Raw genomic sequence first — 13,034 nt, 5'->3', positions numbered from 1 at the left:
GGGGCCTCAGGCGGCCCGAGTTCGTAATCGTTGACGGCGCCCCCGGCCTTGAAGCCGCGCTCGTGGCGCTCTGGGGCGGGGACCTGCCCATCCAGCGCTGCACGGTTCACAAGCACCGCAACCTGCTTGGCCACGCGCCCAAGCGCCTGCATGACGAGCTGAGCGAAGACTACCGCGACATGATCTACGCCGACAGCGCCGCCGAGATCGAGACGCGCCGCAAGGCCTTCCTCCGCAAGTGGAAGCTCAAGTGCCGGGCCGTGGCCGATAGCCTCGAGGAGGCCGGCGATCGCCTCTTCAGCTTCACCCGCCTCGATCCGTCGCAATGGAAATCCGCACGGACCACCAACGCCATTGAGCGTCTGAACGAGGAGTTCCGCCGCCGCATCAAGACCCAGACCGTGCTGCCCTGCGCTGAAACCGTGCCGATGCTGCTCTGGGCGCTCCTGGCGTCAGGGCAGATCCAGATGCGAAAAGTCGATGGCTGGGAAACCCTTTCTCAGCCTCTCGTGCCGATGTCTCTTGACCTCGCGGCCTGACCGGAGCCAACGTTACATGCTCGGAGCGCGCTGCTCGCCAATTTCCACCACATTCGCGACACGACCCCCAAAGGTGACAGCGTAAGACAAGAGCATGTTGCCGCACACGTCATCACCAACATGTCTCTATCCACCAAGGCGTTGAGCCGCTATGCTTTCATGAAGCGAGACGCTGAAGCAGCCGTGGATCTTGACGAACTTTACCGCGTGCTGCGCGGCTCGCATGTCCAGGCCGTCAGCATCGTCAACACGCTGCGCGACCCGCTGGTGGTGCTGGATGACGCGTTCAGGGTCCTGACCGCCAACCCGGCCTTCTACGACACCTTCTCGACCAGCCGGGACGAAACGATCGGGACGGCCCTGGCCGATCTTGGCGACGGCCAATGGAACATCCCCGAGTTGCGCCTTCTGCTGGAGCAGGTGATCCCCAGAAGCACCTCGGTCATCGACTACGAGGTGCGGGCCACGTTTCCCCAGATCGGCCCGCGCACCATGCTGGTCAGCGCCCAACGCCTGAACCATCCCGACAGCGGCCAACGCATCCTGCTTCTGACCATCGTGGACGCCACCGAGCGCCAGCAGGCCGAGGCAGACAAGGACATCCTGATCGGGGAACTGGGCCACCGGATCAAGAACCTTCTGGCGGTGACCCGGGCGATCGCGCGGCGGACCGAGGTCGAGGGGCGCAATGCCGAGGAATACCGCGACGACTTTCTGGGCCGCTTCGATGCCCTGACGCGGTCGCTGGCCGTCTCGGCCCAGCATTCCGATGCCGACCTGGCCCAGCTGGTCCATGCGGTGATGGAGCCCTGGCTCGGGGACACGCGCGCCATCACCCTGGACGGGCAGGGGGCCATCGCCCTGCTGCCCAGGCAGGCCATGTCCCTGGGGATGATCCTGCACGAACTGGCCACCAATGCGATCAAGCATGGCGCCCTGTCGGTTCCCGGCGGGCAGCTGGACATCGCCTGGAGCCTTGCCGAGGACAGGGACGGCCACCGCCAGGTGCATCTTCGCTGGCGGGAAAGCGGCGGACCGGAAGCCTCGCCGCCCGAGACCAAGGGCTTCGGGACCCGCCTGATCCGGTTTGCCACCGAGGTCGACCTCAGGGGCCGGGCGGAACTGAGCTACCGACAGGACGGTTTTGTAGCTGATCTGAGATTTCCCCGGTAACAGTCCTGTAAGGCTCCGATGTCTGACAAGCCCGCTCCAAGCCTTCCGGGCGACCGCATCTCGGTGCTGATCGTCGAGGACGAGATGATGATCGCCCTGGATGTGCAGATGATGCTCGAGGACAATGGCTATGCCGTCCTGGGACCGGTCGGCTCCGTGGAAGGCGCCTTGCGCCTGCTGGACGACACCCGCCCGGATGTTGCGGTGCTGGATGAAAAAGGCGCTTTCGTAGGACAGGGTGCCGGGAGCGTCGCACTTCCAGGCCGAGGTGTGTTCTGTCTTGTAGCTGCGGCCTATGACCGCTAGGCCCTTGCCAGGCTTCTCCTGCATGTGCCGCACGTTCGTATCGTATCGCTCGGGCGTCAGTGAGAGTGGTCGTCTTGCCAGGGCGTCATGTTTCCCGCCTGCACGATCTCCACTGTTCTCACGGCAATCTCCGTGGCGGCCTCCTCCGTCAGCCCGGCCTCCGCGCAAGCCTGCAAGACCGCCTCGAACAGGGTGCCATATCCTTCGCGGACGTGCCGGTCCGTGTTCCTAATCATCGGAACCCCTCCTGGGGCGCGCCTTCGCCCGCAGCGCCACCGCACGTCGCGCCATATCCTGGCCTTCCACATCGGACATGCCCATCGAGTTGCACGCAAACCTGATGCGGGCGGCGACAACCTCATCCGATTGCCGGTCTTCTGCCATTTCCGTCATGATGCGCCCTTTCATGGCTGAGCGCTCACCTGATCATGGCAGCCCCATCAATGCAAATCACCACAGGACGATGAGTCGAGGAATGGGCTGGCGGGTCCGCGACCAGGCCAGGACCTGCTCTTCAGCCTCGGCCGGGGAGAGACGACGAAAGCCAATCCTCTGATTTGTCTTTATTCTGAGAGCAGGTCTTGAAGATCATGGTCGGAATACCCATTTCATGAGCTGACCAAGCTGCAATGATGTCTGTCGGCCGCTTGCAAACCCCTGCAGAGCTGCATGCGATGTCTTCCCGGTTTTTCTGCCGGGTCGCCTTTGTCTGATAGAGGTGTGGCAGATGACCTTTGCAAGAGAGGAGTGTCTTCATGAGTGCTTCAAAGACCCTTTTCCGGGCCACGCGCTCGGAAACCCGCGCCGATGTTACCGACCGCGCGGCCCGTGAGATCATCGATGCCGAGGCCGCTGTGCGTAACCAGCGGATGGCTCGGCTCAGATCGCTTCGTCTGCAGAGCGAAGCCGCTGTGCGCGAAGCTGCTGCGCGCGACGTGCCGCAAGCGAAGCCCGCTGCAAAGTCACGCAAGCAGACAAGCTGAGGGCCGACTGCCGAGAGCAGCAGGCACGGCCTCCTGAGATCACGATCCCAATTCATGAGCCCTGTCACCCGCCTGTTGCGGGAAAGAAAACATAGCCAGGGAACAGAAATGACCCGCGGAAGTTGAATCCCCCGTGCCGGCAGAACCTGACGGAGCGGAACACATGATCACTCACGGCGAGGCTGTCCGACTGAGGGACGAACGCCTGGTCCGAGCTGTCAAGAGCGCGGAGGAGGCCAGTGGCTTTCGGACCGGGATCCGATATTCCGAACGAGGCCGTCATCTGGTCCAGGTGTCGCTTGTTCCCCGGAGGCATTGGTGGATCTGCGATCTGGATGACGAGGGCAGGCTCTTCAACTGCCGGATCATGACCGCAGAGGATTACGCCCGGATGAGTGAGAGGCCTCGCCACTGACGTGCCGCGAATTCCCCTGATTGCCCTCGGGCCACGAAGGATCGTCCAGAACGACGGGGCCAGGGCAGTTGACCAGACATCCGGGTCAACCTCGGCTTCCCGTATCAGCCTCGCCGTGCCTTGCGGGCCGCGTAACGCTGGTCGCGCATGGCCTTGCGCATGGCTTCATCGTCAAGAACGCGAGTGATCCTCTGGTTCTCGGCGCGCTCGCGGGCGTCGGCCTCAGCTGTGGCTGCCTTAGAGGTGGTCCGGGATTTTCGACCAGTTTGCCGCCTCGCTAAGCTCTGGCATGGGTTTCATGTCAGGCGGCGGCTTTCAGGTTCTGATTGGCGGTATCATAGGCTTCAGCGGGCGTCAGCAACCCATGCGATGAGTGCGGACGTTTTTCGTTGTAGTAGCTGATCCAGGCGCCGATCCCCCTGCGGGCCTCGGACCCGGTCTCGAAGGCGTTCAGGTACACGCGCCGCTTCCCGCTGGCTCATGCCCTCCGCACAAGCCTGACGAACTCTCAGATATAGCTCCACGCTGTAAATCCCCACGCCCTCCCTGCTGCCGCAGAAAGGGTAAACTGGACGACTTTTACGCCGCCCGCAGCAGCTTCATGCCGCCGCTTCCGTGGACCAATTTCGCACCGCCGTTCTCATCTTTGAGAGCACGCCCCAGTTGCTCGGCAGCAATATCATCTCAGGGGACCTGAAGGTCGAGAACGGTTTCCTGCAGCGCAACGACGAGGCAGGACTCGGGATCACTCTGAAGGATGATGCTGAGGCAATCCGACCGCCGATCACCCGTGCGGTCTCGATGCGCAGGCACATGGACGGTGGAGTTGTGGATCAGTAACGCGCGCGGATTGTAGCACACTACCGGCGGCCGCGTGCAGCTGTAACGCATGTGGAGGACCCCCCATCACCGAGCGGGTGTTGTCCCAGATGCCGCAGAGACGGCGGTAGCGGTCGGCCATCTGCGCCACGGCTGCCGCATCGTCTATCCGCCCCGCAAGCCAGTCCCGCGCCACCTGTCCGAAGATCGTCCGCCCGACCGCGAAGCCGCGCACGAGATCGAAACCTGCCGCGATCTCGAAACTCGCCGCCAGTTCGGCCTCCGGCGAATCAAGGCCCAAGACCACGATCCCTCGCGTATGGCGGTCGTGCTCCTCGATGGCGGCAATGGCCTTGGCCCAGGCCGCACGGCTGGTCAGCGGCTCCAGCTTCCACCAATCGGGGTAGATGCCCGCCGCATAGAACTGCCTGATCAGCGTCGCGGTGGTCTCCTCACCGACCGGCCCGACCTTCGAGGGGATGATCTCCAAAAGGAACTCCAGCCCGTTCCGTCGGGCGGCCGCATAGAGGCGAAGAACCGTCGCCTCCTGCTCGGCGCGCAGAGCGGCATCGTCGTCGGGATGGCAGAAGCACAGCACCTTGACTACGTTTTCGCGCGCCCATTCGCCAAGCCCGCCGCAATCGGGACCCAACTCCGGCTCGAGCGTCAGGGGCCGAGAGCCCGGCCATTCCGCCGGCCGCCCGATCCAGAGCCCGGTGCCCGAGGCCGCGTGCAGCGCCTCGCGTCCGATGCGATTGTCGCAGAGGATGCCATAGCCGGCTTGCCCATCTTGGACCTGAAGCGCTGCATCGAGGCAGAGTCGCTTGAAGGCGCTGGCTTTGAAAAGCGTGTAACCCTCCATTTGCTCCAACTGCATCCGATGGTCGAAGGCGAAGACCCGCATGGTGGACCAGTCGCCGCCCATCCGGTCCTGCCGGTTAGTGGCCCAGTGGATCTGCTCCAGCGCCGCATCATTGCGAAGGTCCGGGCGCACCACGCCGCGGCTGAGGAAAAAGCGCAGTTCCTCGAGGCTAGGATAAGCGGGCGTGCAGCCGTGGCGGCTGACCGCAAAAGCGCCGCAGGCATTGGCGTATTCCAGCGCCTTCGGCCAACTCTCGCCATCGAGCCAGCCCTTCAAGAGCCCCGAGAAGAAGCCATCGCCAGCCCCCAAGACATTGAAGACCTCGATCGGAAAGCCCGGCCCGGCCTCACCGTCATCGAGGCTGTCGGGGATCGCGCTAGTGAAGGCGACCGCCCCCTTGGCGCCGCGCTTGCAAACCAGCGTCGCATCCGACACCGCTCGCACGGCGCGCAAGGCCGCCAGCGTGTCGGTGGAGCCGCCAGCGATGTGGAATTCTTCCTCGGTGCCGACGATCAGGTCAAAAAGGTGCAGCGTCGCCTGCAGCTTCGCGGTCACCTTGGCACTTTCGACAAAGCGGCTCTCGCCCTCGCCATGCCCGGCAACGCCCCAGAGGTTCGGGCGGTAATCGATATCCAGCGCCGTCTGCGCGCCATGCTTCCTCGCCAGCTCCAGCGCGCGCATGACGGCGGCCTTGGTGCGCGGATGCGACAGATGCGTGCCCGTCGCCAGCACGCAGCGGGCCGAGGCGATGAAATCCTCATTGATGTCGTCCGCAGAAAGTGCCATGTCGGCGCAGTTCTCGCGGTAGAAGATCAGCGGAAAGCTGTCCTCGTCGCGGATGCCCAGGATCACCAGCGCAGTTAGACGCTCGGGATCGGTCGCGACACCCCGCACATCAACCCCTTCTCGGACCAGCTGCTCCCGGATGAAGCGGCCCATATGCTCGTCGCCGACCCGCGTGATCACCGCCGAGCGCAGGCCAAGACGGGCCGTCCCGCAGGCGATGTTGGTCGGGGATCCGCCGATATACTTGGCGAAGGAGCCCATGTCCTCCAGCCGACCGCCGACCTGCTGACCGTAAAGATCGACCGAGGACCTGCCGATGGTGATCACGTCGAGAGTTTTCGTCATGGCAAGTATCTCCTCCTCGACCCGCTGAACAGGGTTGCGCGGCAGTCGATATGGCTCTGTTTCACGAATTCGAAACTACAGTTCCAAGGGCATGTCAATATAGAATAAAAATTCTATAATGCGGCTGTGTCTGGTCGCAGCAGTAGCCGCCGTCGCTCCGCCACTGCCACGCTTAGTGCCATAACCAGGGTCATCGTTGCCGTAGACGATCTGAAGCCAGCAAAGTCAGCCTCGCTCAGCAAGATGCGTGCAGCAGAACCTGCAACGATGGGCGACAGAAGCGTATCCGTAATGGTAATGAACGGAACACGCTGTCTGCCAAGCTGCTCGCCCGCCTCAACAGTCTGATCCGAATACGGCGCGAAGCTGATCAGAATGGCCGCGTCCCTGGGGCCGGCGAAGGCCATAAGGTCCGGGTCGATACCGATGTCCGAGCCGCAGATTTCACTGCGAAGCCCGAGCTTGGCGAACGCATAGCGCAGTTGGACCAACGGCGGAAAGGCGCGTCGGCGCGCCACCAGGTAGATCGTCTCTGCACGCCCCAGCAGTTCGGACGCCGCCTCGAACTGCGCCAGGTCTAGATCCCGGTTCATTGCCTCCAGCGATTGCTGACCTGCAGCAATGAAGCCGCTGAGGATGGCTTTGCCTGGCCGATCAGACGCATCAGTGTCGAGCGCACTGAGGCGGCTTGAATAAGACTGATCGCGATGCCGAAGCCTCTCGCGAAACAAGACCTGAAGTTCGCTGAAGCCATCAAAGCCGTTCGCCTTGGCGAAGCGAATCAAGGTGGAAGGCTGAACACCCGCTGCTTCAGCAATGCTGGCCGTCGTGCCAAACGCGATCTCGTCGGGATGCGCTAAAAGATACCGCGCCGTTTGAGCCAACCGCTTTGGTAGAGCCTGATGGTCCGCAGCCAACTTTTCACAAAACTCGGCATAGCTGACGGGACGGAGAGAAGAAGTGCTCATCGAAATTCTGTCCCAGTGTTCAAGGAAGACTGTCAAGTTATCTGAAGCCGGAGGCTGAACCAACGAATTTGGCTCAGCCTAACGCAACACATATTTTCTCCTTGCAGGAAATGGAACAAACATTCTAACTCAGGTCAGGGCGAGAGGAACCGAGGGGGAGGACAATGCGCGCTTGCGTCATTCGTGCCGCGAAAGATCTGCATGTTCAGGCATGGGGCGAGGCGGAGTTACAGCCTGGAGAGGTGCGTCTGGATTTTGCTTGGGGCGGGATCTGCGGATCAGATTTGCACTACTATCACCACGGTCGTGTGGCGAACTCAGTCCTGCGCGAGCCGATGATCCTGGGTCACGAATTCAGCGGATATGTGCGCGAGATCGGGCCGGACGTGAATGGACTGACCGTCGGAATGGCTGTCGCCGTCAATCCTTCGCGTCCTTGCAGACACTGCGATCAGTGCGCGGCCGGCATGCTGCACCTGTGCCGCAACATGCGCTTTATGGGAAGTGCGGCACATCATCCGCACACAAATGGTGGCTTCGCCGAACGTCCTGTTGTTCTCGGTTCTCAGTGTGTGCCTCTGCCGCATGGCTTCGATCCGAGGCTGGCGGCGCTCTGCGAGCCCTATGCCGTGGCACTGCATGCCGTGGCCTTGGGCAAAATCACACCCGGAGCCTCTGTTCTGGTGACGGGTGCGGGAACGATTGGCAGTCTCGTTGCTGTTGCCGCTAGAAAGGCCGGTGCAGGGCGCTTGATCGTGACGGACATCGCTGAACAACCGCTTAGGCGCATTGCAGATGTTACTGGTGCCGAAACCTATGTGGTTGGTCATCCGGAAGCGGATCACGCTGCAGAGCAAGCCATTGGCGAGGTCGACGTGGTTCTGGAAGCTTCCGGAGTCGCCTCAGCGCTAGACATGGCGCTCCGACGCATCAGGCCGCGCGGGCGCATCGTGCAGGTTGGCTTTTTGCCACCCGACGCCCGGCTTTCGCTGTCGGGGCTGTTGATCCGCGAGGTTACGCTGGTTGGTGCGTATCGCTTTCTTGAAGAATTCAACGAAGCCGTTCGTCAGATCTGCGCCGGGGAGGCCGATCTTGCCCCGTTTGTTACTGCTCATTTTACCATGGATGAGGCCGAGGCTGCCTTCGCGGCAGCTGGGGATCGGACACAGAACGTCAAGGTTCTGCTGAGTTTCGGAGCCTGAGGCCATGACGCCCCCTGCCATTCTTCATATCGGACCGGGTGCATTCCACCGCGCTCATCAAGCTGTTTACGCCGCCGACCTGATCGAGGCGGGTCATCCCGAAGCGCGGATCCGCGAGATGTGTCTGTTTCCACCCCGGATTGCGGAGGCCCTCGACGCCCAAAGTGGAGCCTACCACGTCCTGTTTCGCGACGGCGTAAACGAAGAGCTGCAGCGCATCACGTCGATCTGCGAAGTTCTCGATGAGCCTGACGAGGATTTTCTTTCTGATCCGGCGCTGCGTCTCGTGACCATGACACTGACTGAGAAGGGTTATTGTCATATACCCGGCACGCGTCGACTGGATCCCATGGCAATTGCGGCCGATCTGAATGACCCGCTGCATCCCCGGACAGGCATCGGCTGGTTGGCCCTTGGCCTGGTTCGTCGACAAGAGGCGGGGCTGCCGGGTCTGACGCTGGCCAGCTGCGACAACATCCCAGCTAATGGACGGCTGCTTGAGGCTGTCCTTTCGGAGTTCGTGAGCCAGGCTTGGCCTGTGCTGTCGGATTGGTTGGCGAAGAATGTCACCTTCCCAGTATCTATGGTCGACCGCATTGTTCCCCGCGTAGACGAAGAGGCTGCCAGGGCAATTGCACAAGTCGCCGGCGCAACGGACATGCTGGGAGTAGCGGCCGAGCCGTTTGGCCAGTGGGTGCTGGAGAACGACTTTGCATTGCCCATTCCGCCGCTTGAAAAGGTAGGTGTGCAGATCGTCGCAGATGTCCGTCCCTACGAGGTGATGAAGCACCGGATCCTGAACGGAGCTCAGACGGCTCTTGCCCACCTAGGCGCCCTTTCGGGTTTCGAAACGAGCTATCAGGCTGCAAGTGATCCCGTCATGGGGCATTGGCTCGCACGCTTTTGTGCAGCACAGGCCAAGACATTAACTTGTCCCCTAGGTGAGAACCTAGATGCTTATGTGCGAACCACGTTGGAACGCCTTAGAAATCCGCATATCCGCCACCCGTTGGTTCAGATTGGCACCGACAGCTCATTCAAGCTTGGCCAGAGGATCGTTGAGGCTGCGGTATGCCATCTAGACGGGCCAGAGGCTGAACTCTATGCCCTCACCATTGCAGCATGGATGCAATACAATACGGGCCGGACCGTCAACGGGGCTCCGATCCCGGTTTCTGATCCGCTGGCGGAGCGGTTTCGGCAGATCGACCTGCACGCCGACGGCGATACAGAAGCGCTTGTTGCAGGCTTTCTGGAACTTGACCTCTTCGAAGGGGATTTGCGGCGTCACCAGTCTTTCAGAGAGCGCCTTGTCACCCTTTGCGCCGCATTGGAGCGACAGAGCCCACGCGACCTGATGATGGCCGCTGAACTCAGCACGACAGGGTTAGAGAGATGACAGCATTACTGAAAGAACGCTCTGTCGAGGAATGGCTTGGCGTCATCCTGATGACCATTGTCCTGGTGCTGCTCAGTGCCCAGGTCATCGGCCGCTACATCCTCGGATGGTCCTTCGCCTGGATTGAAGAGGTGTCACGTTTCGCGTTTGTCTGGTCGGTCTACTTCGGGTTCATTCTGGCCGCAGAGAAGGACCGGCATATCCGAGTGTCGGTCCAGCTTTCCATGCTGTCCTCACGAGCGCAGAAAATCGCTCTGACTTTCGCAGACCTGATCTGGCTGGTTTTCAACGCCATCGTGATCTGGTTCGGCACAATCTACATTGCCGACATGTTCAGCTTCCCGATGGTATCCCAGACCACGGGCATCAACATTGCCTGGATCCAATTGATTGTTCCGCTTGGTTTTACCCTGCTCAGCATCAGGGTGATCCAAGTGATGATCCGGCGCTGGAAAAATGACGAGGGTGTCATCGATACCCGCATGGACGAATAATCATGAGCGCACCCGTTATCCTGACGATAGCCTTCCTAGTCTTCCTGATCCTGGGGGTTCCGGTTGCGGTCTCGATTGGCCTCGCAGCTATTGCAGGCATGATCGTCGCAGGCATTCCGCTGTCTTACGTCGTGCAGGCCGCCTATTCCGCGGTGAACGATTTTCTGATCATCGCAGTGCCAATGTTCGTTCTCGCTGGCGTCCTGATGGAAAAGGGCGGCCTAACCTCACGGCTGATCGCATTCTCCCGCACACTGGTAGGCAAGACGCCTGGGGGATTGGCCAGCGTAACGATTGTCGCCTGCACCTTCTTCGCGGCGATTTCAGGATCGGGTCCGGCGACAGCTGCAGCGATAGGTTCGATCATGATCCCGACCATGATCAAGGAGGGCTATCACAAGTCCTTCGCCGCGGCGATCACTTCGAACGCAGGTGGTATCGGTGTCGTCATTCCGCCCTCGATCCCGATGATCATCTATGGCATCACCGCCGAGGTATCGATCACCGGCCTCTTCATTGCAGGTGTCATTCCTGGCCTTCTGCTGGCGGTCGCCCTGACGGCGGTATCACGCATCATATCCACGCGTCGTGGCTATGCCGTGGCAAACCCCGAGGGGCGCAGCCTGAAGCGTATAGGTGCCGCTGCCTGGGAAGCGAGATGGGCTCTGCTGGCGCCGATCATTATCCTTGGTGGTATCTACAGCGGGATCTTCACGGTAACCGAAGCCTCCGTTGTCGCTGTGCTTTACGCACTCTTCGTCGGGATCTTTATCTATCGTGCGATTACCTTGCCGGGTTTCATCGATGCAATGTCTTATGCGGTGCGGCTGACGGGCGTGGTGCTGTTTGTTCTGGTCAGCGGGCGATTGCTCGGACGTGTGCTGACGATCTTCCAGGTTCCGCAGCAGTTCTCCAGCTTCATGATCGCCACGTTTGATAACCCCGTGACATTGATCCTGCTGATCATACTCCTGCTGATCTTCGTCGGCATGTGGATGGAAACGCTGACCCAGCTCATCATCTTGACGCCATTGCTACTACCGGTAGCAGTCAGTGCAGGTATCGACCCGATCCAGTTCGGCATCATGTTCGTGATTGCCTGCGAGATCGGCTACTCAACGCCGCCACTTGGCGTCAATCTATTCGTTGCCAGCGAGATAAGTAACGAGACAGTCGAGCGTGTCAGCAAGGCCGCTCTGCCCTTGATCGCGGCCGAGATACTCGTCCTGCTGCTGGTAACCTTCATTCCCGAACTGTCGCTGTTCCTGCCCCGGTTGATGGGACTGATCTACTGACACTAAAATTCTTGAGGAGGAAGAACATGTTGAAAACCACTCTCACCGCCACGGCACTTTCCTTGACGATGGCATCGTTCGCGGTTGCGCAGGATTTTACCATGCGCCTGTCGCACGGCGATAACGAGAGCAACCCGACCCATTTGACGGCTGTCAAATTCCAGGAACTGGTCGATGAATACACTGAGGGCCGTGTCGTAGTTCAGATTTTCCCCAGCAATGCGTTAGGCACTGAAACAGAGGTCGCACAGGCCTTGCGAATGGGCTCGATCGAAGCAGAGATTCTCTATACCGGTAATCTCGTGCCTTTGGCCCCATCGGCCGGTGTCCTGATGCTGCCTTATGCCTATACCACGACCGAGCAGGCGCACTTGGCAATGGACACGTTACTCGAACCGCTGAACGAGCGACTCGTCCCGGAAGCGGGCGTCCGTGCATTAGGCCTGCTCGAAAAAGGCTTCCGGGTTTTGACAACAAACCAGCCCGTGCAAACGCTGGACGATCTTCGAGGCCTGAAGGTTCGGGTATCGCCGAACGACATTGCAATCAAGACCTTCCAGGCTTGGGGGATTGAACCTCTGCCGATGGATTGGGCAGAGGTCTTTCCCGCATTGCAGCAGCGCGTTATCGATGGACAGGAAAATCCCTATACGACCGCTATCTCGTCACGGTTCTACGAGGTGCAGAGCGACATCACCGAGATCCATTACATGATGTGGACCGGGCCGCTTTTGATCAGCGAGCGTGTATTCCAGAGCTATCCGGAGGACATTCAGGAAGCCGTCGCTCGCGCAGGTCGTGAAGCCGTCGAATACGGGCGTCAGGTTTCGGGAGAACTGACCGAGGAAGCCAAGGCCGAACTCGTCGAACGCGGCATGACACTGCATGGCGCACCGCAGGATGAAGAAAAATGGTCGGAGGCGGCAGAATCCCTGTGGCCGCAGTTCTACTCCCAGATCGGAGGCGAGGAATGGGCCACACAAGCTATCGAGATCATTAAATCGTCAGCCGAGTGATCAGCACGATTATTGGATGCATCGGCTTGCCGGTGCATCAATAAGCTGCCCCAGGTCGATCTAAGCTGAGGCGGGGCGTCGTGCCTGACCAAGTCGACGGTGCCCTGACTGATCAGCCTCATGCTGCCAATTGCTGTAGCTGCTCTGCTGTCAAGCGATTACCACGGTCGTGTCTCGGAAGTGGTGGAAATTGGACGGCGGCGTAATCTCCGGGTGAACTGACACCCACCCAACCGGCGGCGGCAACCGCCAGGGAGATCACGCCATGAAGCAGAATACCGACAGCTCATCCTTTTCGCTACTGCCCGACGCAGGAGCGTATGATCGTAACCGGCCGATTGTTACCGCGGCGGTTGAGCCTTGAAGCGTTGCGCGAGTTCAGGATCGCTAACGAAGTCGTCGAGGAACTGGTGCCAGGTTTCTGCTGTGAGG

At 60.6% G+C, this 13,034-nt stretch carries 13 protein-coding genes and 1 pseudogene; 9 read left to right on the top strand and 5 right to left on the bottom strand.

The genetic code is table 11. From position 1 onward, the window contains the following. From ACTJI6_RS22155 to ACTJI6_RS22145, 3 genes are all read left to right on the top strand, one after another. The coding region (locus tag ACTJI6_RS22155) for a transposase (RefSeq protein WP_440803788.1) at nucleotides 1-539 on the top strand (539 nt) is incomplete at its 5' end. Nucleotides 540-722: 183 nt separating this feature from the next. Beyond that, nucleotides 723-1,712, top strand: a complete 990-nt coding sequence (locus ACTJI6_RS22150) for an HWE histidine kinase domain-containing protein (protein WP_440803786.1) — start codon at nucleotides 723-725, stop codon at nucleotides 1,710-1,712. Between the two features lie 18 nt (nucleotides 1,713-1,730). Then, entirely contained in the window at nucleotides 1,731-2,018 is a 288-nt protein-coding gene (locus tag ACTJI6_RS22145) for a hypothetical protein (protein ID WP_440803783.1), read from the top strand. Nucleotides 2,019-2,074: 56 nt separating this feature from the next. Here the strand turns inward: ACTJI6_RS22145 and ACTJI6_RS22140 are convergent, their stop codons facing one another. Then, a complete protein-coding gene (locus ACTJI6_RS22140; RefSeq protein ID WP_440803780.1) occupies nucleotides 2,075-2,254 on the bottom strand; it encodes a hypothetical protein in 180 nt (59 codons plus the stop codon). Beyond that, a complete protein-coding gene (locus ACTJI6_RS22135; protein WP_440803778.1) occupies nucleotides 2,247-2,411 on the bottom strand; it encodes a hypothetical protein in 165 nt (54 codons plus the stop codon). Before ACTJI6_RS22135 ends, ACTJI6_RS22140 begins: the two co-directional genes overlap by 8 nt. Nucleotides 2,412-2,773: 362 nt before the next feature. On the opposite strand from ACTJI6_RS22135, the gene ACTJI6_RS22130 reads away from it, so the two are divergent. Beyond that, complete coding sequence (locus ACTJI6_RS22130) at nucleotides 2,774-3,001, top strand: hypothetical protein (RefSeq protein ID WP_440803776.1); 228 nt, start codon at nucleotides 2,774-2,776, stop codon at nucleotides 2,999-3,001. A 716-nt stretch (nucleotides 3,002-3,717) separates the two neighbouring features. Here ACTJI6_RS22130 and ACTJI6_RS22125 read toward each other — a convergent pair. The 3 genes and pseudogenes from ACTJI6_RS22125 to ACTJI6_RS22115 all read right to left on the bottom strand — a co-directional run. Then, nucleotides 3,718-3,876: pseudogene (locus ACTJI6_RS22125) on the bottom strand (integrase core domain-containing protein); the annotation flags it as partial. A gap of 324 nt (nucleotides 3,877-4,200) precedes the next feature. Further along, entirely contained in the window at nucleotides 4,201-6,228 is a 2,028-nt protein-coding gene (locus ACTJI6_RS22120) for a bifunctional 5-dehydro-2-deoxygluconokinase/5-dehydro-2-deoxyphosphogluconate aldolase (RefSeq protein WP_440803775.1), read from the bottom strand. Between the two features lie 113 nt (nucleotides 6,229-6,341). Further along, nucleotides 6,342-7,196 carry a MurR/RpiR family transcriptional regulator gene (locus tag ACTJI6_RS22115; RefSeq protein ID WP_440803773.1) on the bottom strand — a complete coding sequence of 285 codons (855 nt, stop codon included), beginning with the start codon at nucleotides 7,194-7,196 and terminating at the stop codon, nucleotides 6,342-6,344. A gap of 164 nt (nucleotides 7,197-7,360) precedes the next feature. On the opposite strand from ACTJI6_RS22115, the gene ACTJI6_RS22110 reads away from it, so the two are divergent. From ACTJI6_RS22110 to ACTJI6_RS22090, 5 genes are read left to right on the top strand one after another with little or no spacing between them, the layout of a single operon-like run. Next, nucleotides 7,361-8,398, top strand: a complete 1,038-nt coding sequence (locus ACTJI6_RS22110; protein ID WP_440803771.1) for an L-idonate 5-dehydrogenase — start codon at nucleotides 7,361-7,363, stop codon at nucleotides 8,396-8,398. Between the two features lie 4 nt (nucleotides 8,399-8,402). Beyond that, nucleotides 8,403-9,797 (top strand): mannitol dehydrogenase family protein, encoded by a 1,395-nt coding sequence (locus ACTJI6_RS22105; RefSeq protein ID WP_440803769.1) that lies wholly within the window; start codon nucleotides 8,403-8,405, stop codon nucleotides 9,795-9,797. Further along, nucleotides 9,794-10,291 carry a TRAP transporter small permease gene (locus ACTJI6_RS22100; RefSeq protein ID WP_440803767.1) on the top strand — a complete coding sequence of 166 codons (498 nt, stop codon included), beginning with the start codon at nucleotides 9,794-9,796 and terminating at the stop codon, nucleotides 10,289-10,291. Before ACTJI6_RS22105 ends, ACTJI6_RS22100 begins: the two co-directional genes overlap by 4 nt. A gap of 2 nt (nucleotides 10,292-10,293) precedes the next feature. Next, a complete protein-coding gene (locus tag ACTJI6_RS22095) occupies nucleotides 10,294-11,586 on the top strand; it encodes a TRAP transporter large permease (protein ID WP_440803765.1) in 1,293 nt (430 codons plus the stop codon). Nucleotides 11,587-11,612: 26 nt separating this feature from the next. Continuing rightward, nucleotides 11,613-12,602 carry a TRAP transporter substrate-binding protein gene (locus ACTJI6_RS22090; protein ID WP_440803763.1) on the top strand — a complete coding sequence of 330 codons (990 nt, stop codon included), beginning with the start codon at nucleotides 11,613-11,615 and terminating at the stop codon, nucleotides 12,600-12,602. Nucleotides 12,603-13,034: the final 432 nt, after the last annotated feature.

This window comes from Paracoccus sp. 22332 (assembly GCF_052045125.1).
Lineage (GTDB): Bacteria > Pseudomonadota > Alphaproteobacteria > Rhodobacterales > Rhodobacteraceae > Paracoccus > Paracoccus haematequi_A.
This window is presented reverse-complemented; position numbering and strand designations above follow the sequence as displayed.

Bases quoted from the DNA above. Each gene is read 5' to 3' on its own strand.
- ACTJI6_RS22145 (WP_440803783.1), top strand. From the start codon at position 1,731: ATGTCTGACAAGCCCGCTCCAAGCCTTCCGGGCGACCGCATCTCGGTG.
- ACTJI6_RS22140 (WP_440803780.1), bottom strand. From the start codon at position 2,254: ATGATTAGGAACACGGACCGGCACGTCCGCGAAGGATATGGCACCCTG.
- ACTJI6_RS22135 (WP_440803778.1), bottom strand. From the start codon at position 2,411: ATGACGGAAATGGCAGAAGACCGGCAATCGGATGAGGTTGTCGCCGCC.
- ACTJI6_RS22130 (WP_440803776.1), top strand. From the start codon at position 2,774: ATGAGTGCTTCAAAGACCCTTTTCCGGGCCACGCGCTCGGAAACCCGC.
- ACTJI6_RS22120 (WP_440803775.1), bottom strand. From the start codon at position 6,228: ATGACGAAAACTCTCGACGTGATCACCATCGGCAGGTCCTCGGTCGAT.
- ACTJI6_RS22115 (WP_440803773.1), bottom strand. From the start codon at position 7,196: ATGAGCACTTCTTCTCTCCGTCCCGTCAGCTATGCCGAGTTTTGTGAA.
- ACTJI6_RS22110 (WP_440803771.1), top strand. From the start codon at position 7,361: ATGCGCGCTTGCGTCATTCGTGCCGCGAAAGATCTGCATGTTCAGGCA.
- ACTJI6_RS22105 (WP_440803769.1), top strand. From the start codon at position 8,403: ATGACGCCCCCTGCCATTCTTCATATCGGACCGGGTGCATTCCACCGC.
- ACTJI6_RS22100 (WP_440803767.1), top strand. From the start codon at position 9,794: ATGACAGCATTACTGAAAGAACGCTCTGTCGAGGAATGGCTTGGCGTC.
- ACTJI6_RS22095 (WP_440803765.1), top strand. From the start codon at position 10,294: ATGAGCGCACCCGTTATCCTGACGATAGCCTTCCTAGTCTTCCTGATC.
- ACTJI6_RS22090 (WP_440803763.1), top strand. From the start codon at position 11,613: ATGTTGAAAACCACTCTCACCGCCACGGCACTTTCCTTGACGATGGCA.